22 protein-coding genes and 1 riboswitch are annotated in these 19,085 nt (G+C 59.3%); of the genes, 14 read left to right on the top strand and 8 right to left on the bottom strand.

Annotation, left to right across the window (positions count from 1 at the left end; translation table 11 throughout):
- Window positions 1-62: 62 nt before the first annotated feature.
- From FNT36_RS11675 to FNT36_RS11660, 4 genes are all read left to right on the top strand, one after another.
- Window positions 63-839: a DUF3891 family protein gene (locus FNT36_RS11675; protein WP_233635856.1), complete on the top strand. Its 777-nt coding sequence runs from the start codon at window positions 63-65 to the stop codon at window positions 837-839.
- 153 nt (window positions 840-992) lie between these two features.
- On the top strand, window positions 993-1,961 hold the full coding sequence (locus FNT36_RS11670) for a YihY/virulence factor BrkB family protein (protein ID WP_144847766.1): 969 nt from the start codon (window positions 993-995) through the stop codon (window positions 1,959-1,961).
- 201 nt (window positions 1,962-2,162) lie between these two features.
- Window positions 2,163-3,125, top strand: coding sequence for a hypothetical protein (locus FNT36_RS11665; RefSeq protein WP_144847763.1), 963 nt, complete (start codon window positions 2,163-2,165; stop codon window positions 3,123-3,125).
- 112 nt (window positions 3,126-3,237) lie between these two features.
- A complete protein-coding gene (locus FNT36_RS11660) occupies window positions 3,238-3,978 on the top strand; it encodes a hypothetical protein (protein WP_144847761.1) in 741 nt (246 codons plus the stop codon).
- Between the two features lie 17 nt (window positions 3,979-3,995).
- Here FNT36_RS11660 and rlmN read toward each other — a convergent pair whose 3' ends face one another.
- On the bottom strand, window positions 3,996-5,069 hold the full coding sequence (rlmN, locus tag FNT36_RS11655; RefSeq protein ID WP_144847759.1) for a 23S rRNA (adenine(2503)-C(2))-methyltransferase RlmN: 1,074 nt from the start codon (window positions 5,067-5,069) through the stop codon (window positions 3,996-3,998).
- A gap of 57 nt (window positions 5,070-5,126) precedes the next feature.
- A complete protein-coding gene (locus FNT36_RS25965) occupies window positions 5,127-5,399 on the bottom strand; it encodes an energy transducer TonB (protein WP_144849224.1) in 273 nt (90 codons plus the stop codon).
- Window positions 5,400-5,723: 324 nt separating this feature from the next.
- A riboswitch (TPP riboswitch) is annotated at window positions 5,724-5,821 on the top strand.
- 57 nt (window positions 5,822-5,878) lie between these two features.
- Between FNT36_RS25965 and thiS the strand changes: the two genes are divergently transcribed.
- From thiS to thiH, 6 genes are all read left to right on the top strand, one after another.
- A complete protein-coding gene (thiS, locus tag FNT36_RS11645; RefSeq protein WP_233635855.1) occupies window positions 5,879-6,106 on the top strand; it encodes a sulfur carrier protein ThiS in 228 nt (75 codons plus the stop codon).
- 36 nt (window positions 6,107-6,142) lie between these two features.
- Window positions 6,143-8,020 (top strand): phosphomethylpyrimidine synthase ThiC, encoded by a 1,878-nt coding sequence (gene thiC / locus FNT36_RS11640; RefSeq protein WP_144847756.1) that lies wholly within the window; start codon window positions 6,143-6,145, stop codon window positions 8,018-8,020.
- 95 nt (window positions 8,021-8,115) lie between these two features.
- On the top strand, window positions 8,116-8,904 hold the full coding sequence (locus FNT36_RS11635) for a hydroxymethylpyrimidine/phosphomethylpyrimidine kinase (RefSeq protein WP_144849218.1): 789 nt from the start codon (window positions 8,116-8,118) through the stop codon (window positions 8,902-8,904).
- Entirely contained in the window at window positions 8,901-9,533 is a 633-nt protein-coding gene (locus FNT36_RS11630) for a thiamine phosphate synthase (protein WP_144847754.1), read from the top strand. The genes FNT36_RS11635 and FNT36_RS11630 overlap by 4 nt, the downstream gene beginning before the upstream one ends.
- Window positions 9,530-10,306, top strand: a complete 777-nt coding sequence (locus tag FNT36_RS11625; protein WP_144847752.1) for a thiazole synthase — start codon at window positions 9,530-9,532, stop codon at window positions 10,304-10,306. Before FNT36_RS11630 ends, FNT36_RS11625 begins: the two co-directional genes overlap by 4 nt.
- A gap of 76 nt (window positions 10,307-10,382) precedes the next feature.
- The gene (gene thiH, locus FNT36_RS11620) at window positions 10,383-11,492 is read left to right on the top strand and encodes a 2-iminoacetate synthase ThiH (RefSeq protein ID WP_144847750.1); all 1,110 of its coding nucleotides are present in this window, start codon (window positions 10,383-10,385) and stop codon (window positions 11,490-11,492) included.
- Between the two features lie 8 nt (window positions 11,493-11,500).
- Here thiH and FNT36_RS11615 read toward each other — a convergent pair whose 3' ends face one another.
- The 3 genes from FNT36_RS11615 to FNT36_RS11605 form a co-directional block, all read right to left on the bottom strand.
- A complete protein-coding gene (locus tag FNT36_RS11615) occupies window positions 11,501-12,514 on the bottom strand; it encodes a hypothetical protein (RefSeq protein WP_144847748.1) in 1,014 nt (337 codons plus the stop codon).
- Window positions 12,515-12,682: 168 nt separating this feature from the next.
- Complete coding sequence (locus FNT36_RS11610) at window positions 12,683-13,297, bottom strand: thiamine phosphate synthase (protein ID WP_233635854.1); 615 nt, start codon at window positions 13,295-13,297, stop codon at window positions 12,683-12,685.
- Window positions 13,294-13,728 carry an acyl-CoA thioesterase gene (locus FNT36_RS11605; RefSeq protein ID WP_144847744.1) on the bottom strand — a complete coding sequence of 145 codons (435 nt, stop codon included), beginning with the start codon at window positions 13,726-13,728 and terminating at the stop codon, window positions 13,294-13,296. Before FNT36_RS11605 ends, FNT36_RS11610 begins: the two co-directional genes overlap by 4 nt.
- A gap of 14 nt (window positions 13,729-13,742) precedes the next feature.
- Here FNT36_RS11605 and mnmD point away from each other — a divergent pair, with 14 nt between their 5' ends.
- The 4 genes from mnmD (at window position 13,743) to FNT36_RS11585 (ending at window position 16,722) form a co-directional block, all read left to right on the top strand.
- Entirely contained in the window at window positions 13,743-14,486 is a 744-nt protein-coding gene (gene mnmD, locus FNT36_RS11600) for a tRNA (5-methylaminomethyl-2-thiouridine)(34)-methyltransferase MnmD (RefSeq protein ID WP_233635853.1), read from the top strand.
- A 130-nt stretch (window positions 14,487-14,616) separates the two neighbouring features.
- The gene (locus FNT36_RS11595; RefSeq protein WP_144847729.1) at window positions 14,617-14,928 is read left to right on the top strand and encodes a hypothetical protein; all 312 of its coding nucleotides are present in this window, start codon (window positions 14,617-14,619) and stop codon (window positions 14,926-14,928) included.
- Window positions 14,918-16,180, top strand: a complete 1,263-nt coding sequence (locus FNT36_RS11590; RefSeq protein ID WP_144847728.1) for a DUF2157 domain-containing protein — start codon at window positions 14,918-14,920, stop codon at window positions 16,178-16,180. The genes FNT36_RS11595 and FNT36_RS11590 overlap by 11 nt, the downstream gene beginning before the upstream one ends.
- The gene (locus FNT36_RS11585) at window positions 16,180-16,722 is read left to right on the top strand and encodes a GDYXXLXY domain-containing protein (protein WP_144847726.1); all 543 of its coding nucleotides are present in this window, start codon (window positions 16,180-16,182) and stop codon (window positions 16,720-16,722) included. Before FNT36_RS11590 ends, FNT36_RS11585 begins: the two co-directional genes overlap by 1 nt.
- Here FNT36_RS11585 and FNT36_RS11580 read toward each other — a convergent pair.
- From FNT36_RS11580 to galK, 3 genes are all read right to left on the bottom strand, one after another.
- Window positions 16,706-17,233: an ExbD/TolR family protein gene (locus tag FNT36_RS11580; RefSeq protein ID WP_144847724.1), complete on the bottom strand. Its 528-nt coding sequence runs from the start codon at window positions 17,231-17,233 to the stop codon at window positions 16,706-16,708. The genes FNT36_RS11585 and FNT36_RS11580 overlap by 17 nt on opposite strands.
- A 90-nt stretch (window positions 17,234-17,323) precedes the next feature.
- The gene (locus FNT36_RS11575; protein ID WP_144847722.1) at window positions 17,324-17,911 is read right to left on the bottom strand and encodes a 5-formyltetrahydrofolate cyclo-ligase; all 588 of its coding nucleotides are present in this window, start codon (window positions 17,909-17,911) and stop codon (window positions 17,324-17,326) included.
- Between the two features lie 9 nt (window positions 17,912-17,920).
- Entirely contained in the window at window positions 17,921-19,084 is a 1,164-nt protein-coding gene (gene galK, locus FNT36_RS11570; RefSeq protein ID WP_144847720.1) for a galactokinase, read from the bottom strand.
- Between the last annotated feature and the right edge of the window lies 1 nt (window position 19,085).

Raw genomic sequence — 19,085 nt, 5'->3', positions numbered from 1 at the left:
AGGAGTGGTGGCGCAAAGGCCGTCTTGTACGTAGACCCAGCCACTTTGCCTACCTAGGCTGATTGCCTCGGCCCTTCTCCAAGATGATAGTAAACCCTACCCCCACTGGCTGGCAAATAATCTACCAGCAAGCCCACGCCCTACTTGCTATGCAGCTGGCCTGGACCTGGCCGCCCTTCTTACCCGCCGACCGCTGGGTGGGCCTGCTGGCCGCCACCGCGCAGCACGATGACGAGCAAGCGCCCTGGCACGGGCGCGGCGGCCACCACGGCCTCACGCCTGCCGGCGCCCCGGCCAATTTTACGCAGGTGGCCTTTTCGCTGGAGCAGGCCACGGGCGTACTGCATGCTGCGCGCTTTCAGGGGCGCTGGCGCAGCTTGCTCACCAGCCTGCACCTAAGCACTTTATATGAGCCGCTGCGCGGCAGCGAGGCCCAAACCACTGCTTTTCTAGACGAGTTGCGGGCCAGCCAAGCGCGCTGGACCAAAGAGCTGCGCCTCACCAAAACGCAGGTGCGCCAGGCCTACGACTTGCTGCACTGGTGCGACCGCCTCTCGCTCATCTTGTGCCGCCAAGAGCTACCTGAGATGGGCCGCGCCGTTGAAATTTACCCCGACCCCCTGGGCACCGGGCACCGCACACCGCACCTGGTGCGGCAGCCTGCCGGGCCGGGCACCCCAGTGGTCGTATCGCCCTGGCCTTTCGCTCCTAATGAGCTAGTGGTGAGCGTAGAATCTCAAGAATTGCACCAGCTACAATTTCGCGACGATGCCGAGCTGGCGGCCGCGCTGCACCAAGCTACCATCCAAACGTTAAGCTGGACGCTACAGCCAGCCTAAGTTATTTTTTCGTGCATTTTTCGGGCAAAAAGTTGCCGAAGCCGTATCTACTAGGGCCCTGGGCGGGCTAGGGCTTGTGGTACTGGGCGTGTTAGCCGCGGCGCGGGCCGGCCCAGCACTCACTTCTTGCTATGCTTTTTCTGCTTCCGCACTATGGCCCACTATAAGCTTTCTGACATCTTCGCTACGCTCAAATCGTCGGCTGGCGAGTTTGGCACCAACAACTCCTTCCGGCACGCCGCGGCGCTTTCGTACTACACCATTTTTTCGCTGCCGCCGCTGCTGCTCATTGTCATCACGTCGGCCAGTGCTGTATATGGCGGCGAGGCATTGACCGGCCAAATTTATGGCCAGCTCAAAGGGTTGGTGGGCGCCGATGCCGCCGCCTTTCTGCAAGAAAGCATCGCCAAATTCACGCTGCAGCAAAAGTCTGGGCTTGCTACGGCCATCGGCCTAGGCACGTTAATTTTTGCGGCCACCACCTTTTTTGTCACGCTGCAAGAAAGCATCAATGACATCTGGAACCTGCAAGTAAAAACTCAGGGTATCGGCGTGTGGCAGTACGTGAAGCAACGGCTGCTCTCGTTTGGGCTCATTCTCAGCGTAGCGCTGTTGCTGCTTACCTCCTTTGTGGTGAGCGCCGTGCTTAGCGTTTTTACGGGCTGGCTGCAGCGGCACATTCCGGAGGCGGGGCTCGTTGCCATTCGGCTCGTCGATTTCAGCTTGTCGCTGGTAGTTACAACGTTGCTATTTGCCCTCATCTACAAGTTCTTGCCCGATGCCATTATTCGTTGGCGCGATGTGGGCATTGGCGCCTTCATTACGGCTTCGCTTTTCATCCTAGGTAAGTATTTAATTGCTTTTTACATCTCAAAGTCCAACCCGGGGTCGGCATTTGGGGCGGCGGGCTCGGCCATTGTATTGCTGGTCTGGATTAACTACTCGTCGCTCATCATCTTCTTCGGAGCCGAGTTCACCCAGGAGTTTGCCGACGCCTTTGGCCAACGCGTGCAGCCTAAAGCCCACGCCGTGCGAGTCAAAATGATGGAGATTCCGCCCGCCGAAACCGAGGAGGCCATTGCTACCGGCCGTCCCCAAGCTACTGGACGCTGGCGGGCCTAAGTGTCTAAAGCCTAAGCGTAACTCCTGCTGCGTGCAAATCAAATTATTATAAATCAGCACTTTTACTAAAAGCTAAGTCATAGTTTTTCTGCTAAAGCGACACAAGTAAAAGTCAGAAACAAAGTGCTTTAGGCTTGCAACTAAGCTAGTTGATAAGCGCATCTTTGCGGCAGCCGAGTTATTCAGCGGCACTCTATCGCTATGCGCTTACTGTTACTGTTCGGGGGGCTACTAATGGCTAGTTCGGCTTGGGCGCAGCAGCCCGCGCTACCAGGGGCCCCACAGGTGCCTACTATTGCGCCGCCCGTGCCCAACGGAGTCCGCACGTCCGAGTTGCCTGAAACTAATGTTACCGGCCGCCACGAGGTGGTGGGCCAAGTGTATAGTGTAGAAACTGCTGGTGGCACCATTTTTACTGGCACGCTGCGGGCCACTAGCGAGCAATCGCTAACCTTCGAAACCAAGGAGCTAGGCATTGTTACGCTGCAGCGCACTAACCTGCGGCAGTTGTCGTCGCTCACGCCCGAGCAAGTGCGGCGAGGCTTCAACTACATAGGCAATGGTACACGCATGTTCCTTGCCCCCACGGCCCGCAATCTGCACCAAGGCGAGGGTGAAGCCCAAGTCATTAACATCTTCCTGACGGGCGTCAATTATGGCATCACCGACAATATCTCGGTGGGCGTGCTCGTGCCAATTATTCCCTTCGTTGGCGTGCCCTTCGTGGCCGTAACACCGAAGGTAAGCGTGCCAATCAGCGACAAATTTCACGTAGGAGCGGGCGTACTCTACGGCTTCGTCACGAGCTTTGATAGCGGTGTTAGTGGTGGTGCTGGCTATGGCCTAGCCACCTACGGCACAGCCGATACTAATATCACGTTCGGGTTGGGCTACGGCTTCGGCAGCGACGGTATTGGCGGCTCACCGGTGGGGGTTGTTGGAGCCAATGTGCGGTTATCGCGGCTGTTTTCGCTGGTCAACGAAACGTACCTGGCTGATTTTGGCTCTACTGGGGGCGTGGCTGGCCTAGGTGGCTTGCGCTACACCTCGCCCCGCTTCAACGCTAGCCTAGGCCTGCTGTACTACTCTGTGCGAAATGACAGCGGTGTATATCCAGCCTACCTAGATGTCGCCTTTCGCTTCGGCAAAGTCAAGCTGCGCTAGACTACACACGACAAACTTGCCCTAAAAAAGGCGTCTCATTTGAGAAGAAAGCTCCACTAACTGACATCCTAGGCGAGCCCATAAGGATACTATCTCGCGCTACCTTAGCAAGATGAAACACCTATTACTTTTTTGCGGCCTAGGGCTTTTGGGCATCTCAAACGCTACCAAGGCGGCCCCACGCCCGAGCGGCGCGCCAGCCGATACCATCGCCGGCCACGCTCGCCTGGTGCGCCAGCTTAGCCAAGAGCTATGCACCAAGCTTAGCAACGACCACACGACCAAATTTGCTGACCTCACGACCGACCAGGCCATGCAGCTGACGCAGCAATTATTTACCGAAGTAATGCAGCACGACAGCGTGGCGGTGCTGGCCATGATGGCAAAAGGCGCCCAACAAAACCTGCAGCCGCAGCAGGTGGGCCAGCTACTGGGCCGCGATGTAGTGGTATCGCTAAGCAAAACCTGTCCGGCCTCTCTACCTCTGCTCACGCGCCTGAGCCAAACCGAGCAGGCCCAGCAAGCTATAGCGGCCAAGCAGCCTGCCTTCAGTGAGCCCGAAAAGAAAGCCTTACAGCCGCTAGCCACGCACTTGTGCGCGCGACTCGCTCTAGCTGATGCCAAAACTCCGATAGCCAAGCTAACACCCGCGCAACGGAACGAACTGCTGGTGAACCTAATGAAAAAAGAATTCACAACTGGCCGCCCGCAACTGCTACGCTACTACAGCACCGCCCAGCTAGCCGACCAAGCACGCATGAAAGAGATTGGCGAAAAAATGGGCATTCTCATGCTGGCACAAAAGGATTGTGCCTCGTACATTTTGCTGCTAGGGGCCGACCATGTGAAATAACGGTCTGGCCACCTTTGCTACGCTGCCTCGGCCTTCTCCTTATTAGCGAGTTGGCCGCAGGCGGCGTCGATGTCCTTACCCCGGCTGCGGCGGATGTTAGTTTGCACGCCGCGGTCGGCGAGGTACTTGTGGAAGGCCGTGATTTTGTCGGCTTCGGCGTTCTGATAAGCCGCGTTCTCGATGGGGTTATACTCGATGAGGTTCACCTTGCAGGGCAGCCACTTGGCAATGGCATGCAATTCAGCAGCGTCTTCGAGGCCATCGTTAAAGTTCTCGAATACAATGTATTCGTAGGTGACTTTGCGGCCTGTTTTCTGGTGGTAATACTGCAACGCCTCTTTGAGGGCAGCCAGTGAGTTAGCCTCATTGATGGGCATAATCTCGTTGCGCTTTGCGTCGTTGGGGGCGTGCAGGCTCAGGGCGAGGTTGGCTTTTACATCATCATCAGCCAGCTTCTTTATCATCTTGGCGATGCCAGCAGTGCTGATAGTGATGCGCCTAGGTGCCATATTGAGGCCGTCGGGCGCCGTGATGCGGCGCACACTTTCTACCACGTTGGCGTAGTTGAGCAGTGGCTCACCCATACCCATGTACACGATGTTAGTGAGCGGCGTGCCGTATTGAGCCTCGCACTGCTCCCGGATGCGCACTACCTGGTCGTATATCTCAGCCGCGTCGAGGTTGCGCTTACGGTCCATATAGCCGGTAGCGCAAAACTTACACGTGAGCGAGCAGCCCACCTGCGACGAGATGCAAGCCGTCATGCGCGTGTCGTGCGGGATGAGCACGCCCTCCACAATATTGCCATCGTGCAGGCGGAAAGCCGACTTGATAGTGCCGTCGTTCGAGAGCTGCTGATTTTGCACGGCCACGCCATTAATGACGAAGTGCTTGGCCAGCAACTCACGGGTGCTCAGCGAGATGTTATTCATTTCCTCGAACGAGCCGGCTGTGTTCTTCCACAGCCACTCCGTCACTTGCTTGGCGCGGAAAGGCTTTTCGCCGTGTTCTACCATAAACGCCTTGAGGTCGTCGGGAGAAACTTTGCGGATATCGCGCTTGGCGGGGGCTAATTCGAGTTCGAGTAACATAGTACAAAGATACAAATAGCCAAGGCGTTGGGTTCCGACTGAGAATAGGACGATTAGCTATTTCGCTATTTTAGGCGGAGTAATAGGCAAAGTGAACTTAACTGGCATCGTAAGGCTGCTTGCAACGGGCTTTCCTGCGCGACTAACTGGTCTGAATTTCGGCAACTTCTGTACCGCTTGCAAGGCAGTGGCATCACAGTCAGGCCGAAATCCTTTAATGACCTCTGCATCCTGGATTAAGCCAGTTATGGCAATAGTGAATTTAATAAACACCCTACCTTCTGCTCGCTCCCTCACAGCCTGAGATGGGTAAACAAGGCGCTTTTGAATAGCCTCAACAACATTTAGCTGCTTGCCATTTTATACCAGTTCCGGCAACGGTTCGAAATAACAGATAAGCTGCGTTGTGTTCGATTGGGCTGAAGCTGAATAGCTATTAACCAAAAAAAGTAAGCACATCAGCCAAATTACCGAGTATTGCATAATTGCATTGTTAAGCATCTTACTCAATGGATGCCTGTTGGACTGATTTTGCACAACCGCGGCTTATTGTCTACTAAGTCAAAGCAGCCACCATGCGGATTTTGGCAATAAAATTTCGGCAAAAGTGGCTCGATTCAGCCAACACACAGTTTTCTCCGCCTACCTTCGCCCCGTAAACTTTAGGGGTGCTTTGCTACGGCAAGGCTGAGACGATACCCTCCGAACCTGAACCAGGTAATGCTGGCGAAGGGAAAAGTACTGGTCCGCTACGCGGCTGCCTTGTGGGGCACGCCGTGGCCGGCACCGCCTATTGCTTACGGCTTCCTATGTCCCAACTAATTCCTAGTTGCATGGTCTGCTACGTAAACAATTCAACTCACGAAGCCGCTGAAAACCAGCCGCTCGCCGACTTGCTGGCGGCCCTAGGTCAGGCTCAAACGCGCGGCCTTGCCGTGGCCATCAATGACACGGTGGTGCCCCGCGCCGACTGGGCCACCCACGCCGTGCAGCCCCACGACCGCATTCTGCTTATCCGCGCTACCCAGGGGGGCTAGGCGCGAGCCAGCCTCTTTTCTACCCCATCCAATCAGATGAAGAAAAAAGACCAAGCCCCCCAGCAAACGCTGGTGGAGCGCCAGCCCCTGACCGGCTCGCGCAAGATTTATGTGCCGGGCAAGCTCTACCCCAACATCCGGGTGGCGATGCGCGAAATCGCACTGGCCGACACCGAACGCAAGTTCGATTTTGGGTTTCCGTCGGAGCAAAACCCGCCTGTGACGGTGTACGACACTAGCGGCCCCTACACCGACCCTAGGGTCCAGATAGACCTCAAAAAGGGCCTGCCTAGGTTACGCGAATCGTGGATTCGGGAGCGCGGCGATGTGGAGCAGCTAGCTGGCACCACCTCGACCTATGGTCAGCAGCGCGCCGCCGACAACAGCCTCGACCACTTACGTTTCGAGCATATTGCCGCGCCGCTGCGCGCCAAGGCTGGCGCCAATGTTAGCCAGATGCACTACGCCAAAAAGGGCATTATCACGCCCGAGATGGAGTACATCGCCATTCGTGAAAATCAGCGCTTTGACGAGCTGCCCGCCGACGACCCGCTGCGCACGCAGCACCGCGGCCACAGCTTTGGGGCCAACACACCGGAGGGCCATATCACGGCCGAGTTTGTGCGGCAGGAAGTGGCTGCCGGGCGGGCCGTTATCCCGAGCAATATCAACCACCCGGAGAGCGAACCGATGATTATTGGGCGCAATTTTCTGGTGAAAATCAATACCAATATTGGCAACTCGGCCGTGACTTCTTCAATTGAGGAAGAAGTAGATAAGGCCGTGTGGAGTTGCCGCTGGGGCGGCGACACGCTCATGGATTTGAGCACCGGCAAGAACATTCACGAAACCCGCGAGTGGATTATCCGCAACTGCCCGGTGCCGGTGGGTACGGTGCCCATTTACCAAGCGCTGGAGAAGGTAAACGGCAAAGCCGAAGACCTGACCTGGGAGCTGTTTAGGGACACGCTTATCGAGCAGGCCGAGCAGGGCGTAGACTACTTCACCATCCACGCGGGGGTGCGCCTGCACTATGTGCCCATGACGGCCAAGCGCGTGACGGGCATCGTATCGCGCGGCGGCTCCATCATGGCCAAGTGGTGCCTGGCGCACCACAAGGAAAGCTTCCTCTACACGCACTTCGAGGAGATTTGCGAGATTATGAAGGCCTACGACGTGGCCTTTTCGCTGGGCGATGGCCTGCGTCCCGGCTCCATCGCCGATGCCAACGACGAGGCGCAGTTTGCCGAATTGGAGACCCTAGGCGAACTCACTAAAATAGCCTGGGCGCACGATGTGCAGGTGATGATAGAAGGCCCCGGCCACGTGCCCATGCACCTCATCAAGGAGAACATGGACAAGCAGTTGCGTGAATGCCACGAAGCGCCTTTTTACACCCTAGGGCCGCTCACAACGGATATTGCGCCCGGTTATGACCACATCACGTCGGCCATCGGCGCGGCCATGATAGGCTGGTTTGGCACCGCGATGCTCTGCTACGTGACGCCCAAGGAGCACCTAGGGCTGCCCAACAAGCAGGACGTGAAAGATGGCGTCATTGCCTACAAGATAGCCGCCCATGCCGCCGACCTTGCCAAGGGCCACCCCGGTGCCCAGTACCGCGACAACGCTCTGAGCAAAGCTCGCTTCGAGTTTCGGTGGGAAGACCAGTTCAACCTTTCACTCGACCCCGATACGGCCCGCGAGTACCACGACGAAACCCTCCCCGCTGAGGGAGCCAAGGTGGCGCACTTCTGCTCGATGTGCGGTCCGCACTTCTGCTCCATGAAAATCACGCAGGAGGTGCGCGACTACGCCGCCAGCCAGAAACTGACGGCCGCGCAAGTACTGAGCGAAGGCATGCTGGAAAAATCGCGGGAGTTCGCGGAGCGAGGCAGCGAGATTTATCTGTAAAAAGTCACTCCGTTTCCCGTCTGTCATGCTGAGCCTGCGAAGCATCTTATCACGCTAGGTAATCTCAACGTGAGAAGATGCTTCGCAGGCTCAGCATGACAGACGTGGAGGACAACTCTTTGAACCCTATGCGCCCCTACGCCCTCACCATTGCCGGCTTCGACCCTAGCGCTGGGGCCGGCGTGCTGGCCGACGTGAAAACGCTGGAAGCCAGCGGGGTGTATGGCCTGGGTGCCTGCACCGCCCTCACCGTGCAAAACGACGTGCGCTTCGACCGCGTGAGCTGGGTGCCGCTGGCCGACATCCAGGACCAGATTCAGGTTTTGCTGGCGCGGTTTCGGGTTGATTTTATCAAGGTGGGCCTTATTGAAAGCCTACCCCTTTTACTAAAGCTAATCAGCTGGTTGAAAGCCCAAAATCCAGCCGTACGCATCGTTTGGGACCCCGTACTGAAAGCCACAGCCGGCTACGAATTTCACGCCCAGCCCGATGCCGAGCTGCTCCAAACCATCTGCCGCGAGTTGGCGCTTATTACCCCCAATCGGCCCGAGGCGCTGCGGCTCCTTCCGGCTGCTAGCCCCGAAGCGGCGGCCGAAGCGCTGGCCGCCTGGTGCGCGGTGCTGCTGAAAGGTGGCCACGCCGATGGCCCTGAGGCTACCGACTTGCTCTTGCTGGGTGGCGAGCGGCACACCCTTAGCGCACCCCGCCTGCCGCACGGCGAGAAGCACGGCAGCGGCTGCGTGCTCTCCTCGGCTGTGCTGGCGCGGCTCGCCCTAGGTGACGACTTAGCCACTGCCTGCCAAAGCGGCAAAGCCTACACGGCCGCTTTTTTAGGCAGCAACACCACGTTGCTAGGCTATCATTTTATTTCCACTTTATTATGAAAATCAGCAGGCTACAGTATCTCGTTACGTCGCCTTCCCACGCCAAACTCGCAGCAGAGCGCGGGCTGGATTGGATACAGCTGCGCCTCAAAGACACGCCTTATGAGGACTGGAAAAAGGCCGCGCTGGTAACGCAGGCGATATGCCGCGACTACAATGCCACGTTCATCCTCAACGACAATCCGCATTTGGCGCAAGAAATCGGGGCAAATGGCGTGCACCTCGGCAAGCAGGATATGCCTCCAGCCGAAGCCCGCGCCCTATTAGGGCCTGGGTTTATTATCGGCGGCACGGCCAATACGTTCGCCGACATTGAGCACCTAGCCGCCGCTGGTGTCGATTACATCGGGCTAGGGCCATTTCGCTTTACTACCACCAAGCAAAATCTGAGCCCAGTGCTAGGCCTAATGGGCTACGAAGACTTGCTGGCACAGTGTCGCGCAACCACTATCAACATTCCCCTCATTGGCATCGGGGGCATCACTTTAAACGATGTGGGCCCGCTACTCGACTTAGGATTACATGGGGTGGCTGTAGCAAGTGCTATCACAAAAGCTTACCCCATAGCGAGAGCTATCAATGATTTTATTAGCAGCGTTTCCGCTAGCACTGAGCACCGAGTATCATGAAAACGCAACCCCTGGTAATTGCCGACCGCACGTTCACCTCGCGCCTGTTCACGGGCACGGGCAAGTTCAGCTCGTCGGCACTCATGGAAGAGGCGCTGCTAGCCTCCGGCTCGGAGTTGGTGACGGTGGCCCTTAAGCGCGTGGACGTGGCCGACGCCCACGACGACATTTTGCGGCACCTAGGGCACCCGCAGTTCCAGCTGCTGCCTAATACCTCGGGCGTGCGCACGGCCAAGGAAGCCGTGTTTGCCGCCCAACTCGCCCGCGAGGCGCTGGAAACTAACTGGCTCAAGCTCGAAATTCACCCCGACCCCAAGTACCTGCTGCCCGACCCCGTCGAGACGCTGCGGGCGGCCGAGGAGTTAGTGAAGCTAGGCTTTGTAGTGCTGCCCTACATCCATGCCGACCCTGTGCTGTGCAAGCGTCTCGAAGAAGTAGGCGTGGCCGCCGTGATGCCCTTAGGGTCGCCCATCGGCTCGAACAAAGGCTTGCTGACCAAGGAGTTTCTGGAAATCATTATCGGCCAAAGCAAAGTGCCGGTAATAGTAGATGCTGGCCTAGGGGCGCCTTCGCACGCCGCTGCTGCCCTCGAACTAGGGGCCGATGCAGTGCTCGTGAACACGGCCATTGCCGTGGCCGGGCAGCCGGTGGCGATGGCCTACGCTTTCCGGCTGGCCGTGGAGGCCGGGCGCATGGCCTACGAGGCGCGGCTGGCGGCGCCGATGCTAGAGGCTGTGGCGAGTTCGCCGCTCACGGCGTTTTTGGATATGTAAAGCATCTGAAAACGGTCGTCATGCTTCGCTGCGCGCTGCATGACGACCGTTTTCAGGAAAATCACTAAGCACCAAAATGAGCTTCCGCCCCGTTTTTGAAGCCCACCCGTGGGACGCTGTGCAGGCCAGCATCTATGCCAAAACGCCGGCCGATGTGGAACGCGCCCTAGCAGCGCCGCGCCGCACGCTCGACGATTTTAAGGCGCTCATTTCGCCGGCCGCTGCGCCTTATTTGGAGCAGATGGCACAGCTCAGCCACCGCCTCACGCGCAACCGCTTTGGCAATACCATGCAGTTGTATGTGCCGCTTTACCTGAGTAATGAATGCCAGAATATTTGCACATACTGCGGCTTTAGCCTTGATAATAAGCTGAAGCGCCGCACGCTCAGCAGTGTGGAAATGATGGCCGAGGCCGCCGTACTCAAGGGCTGGGGCTACGACCACGTGCTACTTGTGACCGGCGAGGCCAACCAAACCGTAGGGGTCGATTACCTGGAAAAGGCGCTGAAAACACTGCGCCCACACTTCGCGCACCTCTCGATGGAGGTGCAGCCGCTCGACCAAGTCGATTACGAGCGCCTCATTCCCGAAGGGCTGAATACGGTGCTGGTGTACCAAGAAACCTATCACCAGGACGACTACAAAAAGCACCACCCCAAGGGCAAGAAGTCAAACTTTCACTACCGCCTCGACACGCCTGACCGCCTAGGTCGGGCCGGCATCCACAAGATGGGCCTAGGTGTGCTCATCGGGCTCGAAGACTGGCGCACCGACTGCTTCTACACCGCACTGCACCTCGACTATTTGGAGAAAACCTATTGGCAGACAAAGTACAGCCTCTCCTTTCCGCGCCTGCGGCCGGCCGAGGGCCTGCTTCAACCTAAGGTAGAAATGAGCGACCGCGAACTGGTTCAGCTCATTTGCGCCTACCGTCTACTGAATGAAGAAGTAGAGTTGTCGATTTCAACCCGCGAAACGCCGAGTTTCCGCGACCAGGTTATCAAGCTAGGTATCACGAGTATTAGCGCGGGCTCGAAGACCAATCCGGGGGGGTACGCCGTGGCGCCGGAATCGCTAGAGCAATTCGAGATTTCGGACGAGCGCAGCCCCGCCGACATCGCGGCCATGCTGCGCCGCCAGGGCTACGAGCCGGTGTGGAAGGACTGGGACGCCGCCCTGGCCTGAGGCAACGGCTAGCCCAGCACTGGGGCAGGCTGCCGGGAGCTAGGCACCAAATCGGGGCGACACCAGTGTATAGTGCCGTCCTCGCTTAGCAGGTTGCCGGCCATGCGTTCACCGAGTTCGTGGGTGAGCATGGTGAGGCCGGGGCTCCAACTTACGTCTAGGTCGGGTTCGCCTAGGGCTTCAAACTTGGCCCACCACAGGGCCGCGGGGTGGCAGTCGGGGCGAAGCAGGTTGCCGGTTTCGGCCACTACCACGCGCTGGCTGGGAAAGAGCCGACGGGCCGCCGCCAGCATACCGGCGAGGTCGTTTTCGAAGTAAATATTGAGTCCTACAATATCGAGCAGGCCGGCGTGGCCCTGCTGCCAGGTAAAGCAGTCGTGCGCCACGGCCACCTCATCGGGCTGGCCTAGGATGGTAGCAAAGGGGCGGGCTTGGTCGGCCCAGGGCACGTTCGGGTTCCAGCCCCAGGGCTCGCTCATGGAGGTGCGGCAGGTGGGGTCGCCGGCCTTGAGGCCCTTGGCGATAGCAATGGTGATGGCGCTGGTTTGGCGGTACACCTCCCACCACGAGCGATTGCCGAAGGGCCACTGCCGGTTGTTGGGCGCCGCAATCCAATCGGTCCAGATGCCCAGCTCGGCGCCTAGGTTGTAGCTGCGAAACGCACCTGCGTAGCGCCGTGCCACTTGGTAGCTCAGCTCATACATGGCAGCGGCGGCGCCTTCGCCCCAAAAGCTGGCCTCGTCTAGCCACTCGGGCAATGCGTAGTGATTGAGCACCAACTCAATCTGCCCCTGGCTGAGCGCTTGCAATCGGTTGAGCCAGGCGTAGTCGGGGCCACGCCGGGCTTCATCCCAAAGTACGGTATCGCGAAAGAGCGTGAGGCCCATTTGGCGCGCTCGGCGGTAATGAAACTCCGCGTGCTCGACATGGCCCGTGGCGCGGGTATTGGAGAAGTGCAGGAGGCGCCCATCGTCGCCCCGGCCGCGCACCACGCTGCCATCGAAACACATGCCGTATCGCATTGAGAAGAGTTAAATAAAGTAGTAGTTAACTATTTATCAGTTAACACGCCGGTGCTAAAGCGGCCACCCCCTGATACGGGAACGGCGGGCAGATGGTCTTAACAGGAAGTTTTCACGGCCGGCTTAGCAGTCGTAACTACACTATAGCCAGTGCCTTTCAGGGCCGCGCTAGCTGCCGCGCAAGGCTAGGAACGCAGCCACTGGGTCAGCACTTTGCCACACGGCCCCGAGCACGGCCGCACCCGCAAAGCCTACTTGCTGCACCAAGCTAATGTTGTGCGCCTCGATGCCACCTAGGGCCAGCACTGGCGGGTGGTAGCCGGGCCGGGCCGCTTGGGCATGGAAGAAGCGCCGCAGTTCTCCTAGGTCGAAATTACCGGCGTATCCCACCTTGCTGAGGCTATTGAAGATGGGGCTTAGAAATACGTAGTTGTAGCGCCGCCGGTGCTGGTTGATTTTGGCTAGCGAATGGAAGGACGTCGAAAGCGTTTGGCCGGGTAGCAGCCGTGGGCGCCGCTGAGCGGCGGCGCGCTGGCTCCCCGTGAGGTGCAGCCCGCCCAGCCGATACTGCTGCACCAACTGCGGATGGCCATGCAGCACGAGGCGCGGATAAACCTGCGACGGCAACGCTTGAATAAGCGCTTCGAGCTGAGCGGCGGTCCAGTCGGGTTTGCGCAGGTGCAGGCGCCCTAGGCCCTGCGCTAACAGTTCGGTAAGAATACGCGGCTCGTCGGGCTGGGCGGTGGGGGCGCTGAGCAGCACTAGCTGAAACGGCGTGCTCACGGCTGCGATGGGGCTACTTGGGCGGCCAGCTCAGCGGAGAGGGCGCGCAGCTTACGGGTGTTGTAGTCAAAGCAGAGCATGCCCGTTTTGGCGCGGGCGACCTCGCGGCCGGTTTGGTTTTTGACCAAGTACACTAGGTCGAAGCCGTATTTGCTAAGGTCGGCAGCACCAATGTCGATGTGCAGCACGTCGCCGTAAAAGGCCTCAGCTTTGTATTCAACGGCCACATCGGCCATGATGAAGCCGAGCTTGGTGGCGTGGTCAACTTCGGCCGTGCCTAGGTGGGCCAGCAGCTGCACCCGCGCCTCATGCAGGATGCTCAGCAGGGCATCGTTGCCGAGGTGCGCGCCGTAGTTGAGGTCGGTGATGCGCACCGGCAGCTGCGTGGCAAAAAGAAACGTGCTGGGCAAAGCTATTTTTACGCGGGCCATATTTTCAGGTATCAGTGAGCGATTATCAGTCAGCAACCAATCAGGAGCAGCCCGCCGAGGCCCCAAAAATAGAGGTCCGCACCACGGCCGACGGTTCGCCTACCCTCTACGTACCGGCGCTCAATGAGCACTACCACTCGCACCACGGTGCGGCGCAGGAGTCGCGCCACGTGTTCATCGCAGCTGGCTTGCAGCCCTTACTTGCTGCGGGCCTAGGGCAGCCAGATGAGGGGCCGGTATGCATTCTAGAGATAGGATTGGGCACCGGACTTAATGCATTACTAACGATAGAGGCAGCGGTTGAAGCTCAAGCCATTATTGATTATGATGGCTACGAAACCAATCCTTTACCACTCGCCATAGTAGCCGCGCTAGCGCCGCAGTGGGACAATAATAATTTCCTTAAAGCAGCCTTTGAACAATTACACACGGCCCCTTGGGGATGGGATGAGTCATTCCAGTTTGACGAGGTTAGGCGTATGACTAAAATTCAGCAGCCCATTCAGAATGCTGATTTACCCATTAACCGATATAACCTCATTTACTTCGACGCCTTCGCCCCCGAAAAGCAGCCTGAGCTGTGGACGGAGGATGTCTTTGCGAAGCTCTATGCCGCTGCCGCACCCGGCGCGGTGTTGGTGAGCTATTGCGCCCAGGGCCAGTTTAGGCGCAACCTGCGGGCCGCTGGCTGGCTCACCGAAAAGCTACCCGGCCCGCCCGGCAAGCGCGAAATGACGCGGGCCCGAAAAGCTAGTTGAGGCTGTGAAGTATCGCGATTTTTGATTTTAAGCAAAAAAGGCTACCTTCAGCGCTCAGGCTGCGTTAAATAAGGATTATTGCCCACGCGCGGCAGCCGGCGCCAGGCACTCACCCTTATTTTTTGCAACTATGACCTCCGATTCTGTTGAGATTTATTGCCCCTGCTGCCATTGGGAGCCCGATGGCCGGGCGCACTGGCAGTGCACCTGCGGCTACGTTTGGAACAGCTTCGAGACGGCCGCCGTGTGCCCCAAGTGCCAGTACCGCTGGAAAATATCGCAGTGCCCTGCCGCGGCTGGCGGCTGTGGGGCCGTGTCGCCGCACGTAGACTGGTACCACGGGCTCGACGACCTGGTTGAGGAGCTAGTAGAAGAAACTCAGCATGCCGAGGCCGCTACACACGCGCACGTTGCCGTAAGTTGCGCGGCAAATGAGTCGTAAATTCCTCGAAACTGAAAGCCCTGCCTGGGTCGCCGAAGGCCTCATCACGGCCGAGCAGCAGCAGCGCCTACTGGCCCGCTACCCGCCCGACGCGGTGCAGGCGGTGGGCTTGCTGCCGCTCCTAGGTAGCATTCTGCTGCTGCTGAGCGCCCTCAGCGTGGTGGCCGCTAATTGGCAGAACTTGCCCACGCAGGTGCGCCTAGGGCTGCTACTGGCTACCCTAGCAGCCACCTACGCGGGCGGCGAATACTTCTTGAAGCGCGGCAACCGGCGCGTGGGCCACGGCTTAATCGGACTAGGGCTAGTAGTTTTTGGTGTCAGTATCATTCTGACCAGCCAGCTCTACCAACTGGTGGGCTACGACGTGAGTGGCCTACTGGCTTGGGTAGTAGTAGGGGTGCTGCTGAGCTATCTCTATGAAAGCCAAACGCTGGTGTTGCTGCCCATCATTATTGGGGCGGCAGTTCAGACGTATTGCACGCAGGCACTGGGCTTGTTTAGCTACGCCACTATGGGGCTGGTGGCGCTAGGCAGCGGCTACCGCTGGTGGCGGCGCCCCGATACCATCGTGGCCTCGGTGCTGGCCACCGGGCTGCTGTGGCAAGCGGCACTGTGGGTAGCGCTGTCGCACTCCAAAATCACCTGGTTTTTCATTCCGGCCATGCTCGTATACGCGGCCGGCGACTGGCACCCCGAGCGCCCGGCCAGCTGTGCCCTGCAAGGGCCGCCGCTCATTGCGGCCTATTTATTTGCGCTTGGCTTGGCTTTGTTTGGCGAAACTGACCAGTACGCGGGGCTGCTGCGCCCGCCGGTGCTGGCCTACCTAGGGGCCCTGGCGGCGGTATTTGCGCTATCGGTGGCGGGCAAGCGCCAGCGCGGCCGGTTGGCCTCGCTGCCCGACTGGCTGCTGCTGCTGCCGGGCTTCTACCTGCCGGGCGGGCTGCCGCTGGCCATTGCCACGCTAGTAGTGCTGTACGCGCACGCTGGCTCGGTGCTGGCCCGCGCCCACCGCTCGGGCGAGGCCGAGCAGCTTACCCTAGGTACCGTGCTATTCGTGGTAGCTACTATGGTGGCGTACTTCAAGCTCACCTGGGCGTTTCTCGATAAGTCGCTGTTCTTCCTCATAGGGGGCGTGCTGCTGCTGGGCATGAGCTGGTACTTGCGCCGCCGCAATGCCCAGCGCCTCGCCGCTGGTGTAGCCACCGTGGCGGCCACACCACCCACTCCTTCCGACCAAAGCCCCACCGCCTGATGCCCACTAGCTCCACTCCTTCCCACCGCATGCTAGTGCGGCTGCTGGTGGCGGCCCAGCTACTTTACGTGCTGGGTGTGGCAGGCGCCGGCTACGCTACCACGGCCTACGGCCAGCATATTGCGCTAGCTACCAGCCCCGTCGATTTGCACAGCCTGCAATATGAGAGCTTTGTGCGCCTGCGCTACACCATCGCCGAAGCGCCGCTCACGGCCTGGCGTGTATCCACCCCGCCGCAGCGCCGCCAGAGCGTATATGTGCTCTTAAACACTGGCGCCGATAGTCTGGCCGCCGTGGCGGGCGTGTACGACGCGGCCCCGCGCCCCGCGGCCGGCCAAGCTGTACTGCGCGGCTGGGTCACCGATGTCTTTCCCCGCACCCTAGGCTTGCGCTATAACCTAGAGCGCTACTACGTGCCCGGCGACAGCCCCCTGCGCCTCGGCAAAACTAGCCCCGCCGTGCGCGTGCAGGTCAGCATCGCGCCTTGGGGCCAGGCTCGTATCGAGTCGGTGCGGCTGCTGCGGCCTACTGCTGCCCGTTAGCCTCTAGCAGCTGGCGGTCGGTGGCGCTGAAGTCCGTGAGCGCATACTTCTCCTGGTCCGTGATATTCATCTCATCCAAAATATCCACCATATCGCGGTAAGTAGCTTGCGGGCTGGGCTTGATTAGAATAATCGGTTTAGGCTGTTGGCTTCTTCGTGCGAGCAATGCTTGGCGAATACCTTGCGCCCCAAAACTGGTAGTCTGAAGCGTGGGTACTGGCACTGTCGGGTCGGCCGGCGCATAGAGGCCAAAATAATAATGCAGCTGATGGTTCTTACCGAGCACAATGGTCATGGCCCGTTTGCTGGCTACCAGTGCAGGCTGCTTTTTATCGGGCACTGGCATGGTCAGCTGCATCACCCGCGGCTTGGCAAAGGTGGTGGTGAGCATAAAGAATGTCAACAGCAGAAAGGCTAGGTCCACCATCGGCGTCATGTCGAGGTGAAAGCTGTGCTTGCGGACACGTGGCTTCTTGCCGGCTTGGGGCGTGGGTTGTTGGATGGCAGCCATAGCGAAAAAGGTGGAAGGTGATTGGCTGCGCCCGCACTGCTACCTCGCAGCGCTACCAAAGGCAAAGCCTATCCATCCGATGCTTTTCGCTCAAAAATTCCACACCCCTCCTGGTGTGATGCAGGCTGTCAACGGCACATCGGTCGGCAGCACATCGGCTATTTCCGCTAGCGGCTCATCGTCGAGAATACTGAGCCCAATAAACTGCGTACCGGGCTGGCACTGCGCCAAAAACCGGTCGTAGAAACCGCCACCGTAGCCCACGCGGTGGCCGCGCTGGTCGCAGGCCAGCAGCGGCACCAGCACGGCATCTAGTTGCGTGGGCTGTACTTCAGCACCTAGGGCGGCTTGTGGCTCTGGTATGCCCCAGCGGTTGGAGAGGAGTGGCGTGGCGGGCGTCAGCTCGTAGTGCTTCAGCGAAATGCCATCGGGCTGCACTACGGGCGCAGCGAGCCGTGGCGCTGATTCTACGGCCCAAATTTGGTGAATAATAGCCCAAGTATCTGGCTCATTCTTAGCCGCTAGAGGCAAAAACACGTGTAGCCAGCGCCACTCCGCTACCGAGTACTGCCGAAAAAAGCCCGCGCACAACTGGGCGCTGCGGCGGGCTACTTCTGCGGCGGGCAGGGCCTTGCGCTGCGCCAGGGCGGTGCGGCGCAAGGCTGCTTTCGTGAGCATATCGGCCACCTAGGCAAAGATTTCGCCCACCCCGTCGGCCAGGGTCGTGACGTAGCTCTCTAGCTCCCGGCCCAGGCGGTCTTGGTAGCCTTTGGTCATGAATGCCACGAAGTTATCGACCTCGTCGGTGGCCACTAGGTTGATGGTGCAGCCACCAAAGCCGCCGCCCATCATGCGGGCACCGTAGGCGCCGGGCGCTTCGTGGGCCAGTTCTACTAGCACATCTAGCTCGGGGCAGCTCACCTCGTAGTCGTCGCGCAGGCCGTTGTGGCTGGCGTAGATAAGCTCACCTATCTCGTGCAGGGCGCGGCCAGCCTCCAGGTCTTTGGTCACTTTCTCAACGCGGGCGTTTTCCTCTATCACGTAGCGGCAGCGGCGCTCAATTACGTCGCCCATCTCCTCCTTCGACGCCTCCACGTCGGCTAGCGTGGCGTAGCGTAGCGACTTGATTTCGGGGTTTTTCTGGGCCATGATGCGCACGCCTTCGGCACACTCCTGGCGGCGGGTGTTGTACTCGCTGTCGGCCAGCGCGTGCTTCACGCCCGAGTTGCACAGCACCAGGCGGCAGGCCGTGGTATCGAGCGGAAAATAAGCGTACTCCAGCGAGCGGCAGTCGAGCCGCACCACGTGCCCCGCGCGCCCAAAGAGACTGGCAAACTGGTCCATAAGCCCGCACTCCACTTTGGCGTACTCATGCTCGGCCTGCTGCGCAATGAGAGCCAGAGCCATTGTATCGTGGCCTAGGTCCAGCATTTTATTCAAACCCCAGGCAACACCGCATTCCACAGCGGCCGACGACGAGAGGCCCGCTCCCGACGGAATATCGCCCCCAAAGGCGCAGTCGAAGCCCGGTATCTGGGCGCCACGCTGCACCAAGCCCGCCACTACGCCGAGCTGGTAGTTGGCCCAGTGTCCTTGCTCCAGCGGTTTGATGTCGGCCACGGCTACCTCGTAGCTTTTTTCAAAGTCCAGGGCCCGCAGCCTAATTTTATCGGTACCATTGAGGCGCAGCGCGAAGCTCACGGCCTGCGCAATGGCGCCCGGCAGCACTAAACCCTGGTTATAGTCGGTGTGCTCGCCGATGAGATTGAGGCGGCCGGGGGCGCGCACCAGCAGGGTGGGCGCCGCGTCAAAATGCTGAGTAAAAGCTTGGGTGAGAGCAGAAGCAGTCATG

The organism is Hymenobacter setariae (assembly GCF_007713685.1).
GTDB classification, from domain to species: domain Bacteria; phylum Bacteroidota; class Bacteroidia; order Cytophagales; family Hymenobacteraceae; genus Hymenobacter; species Hymenobacter setariae.
This window is presented reverse-complemented; position numbering and strand designations above follow the sequence as displayed.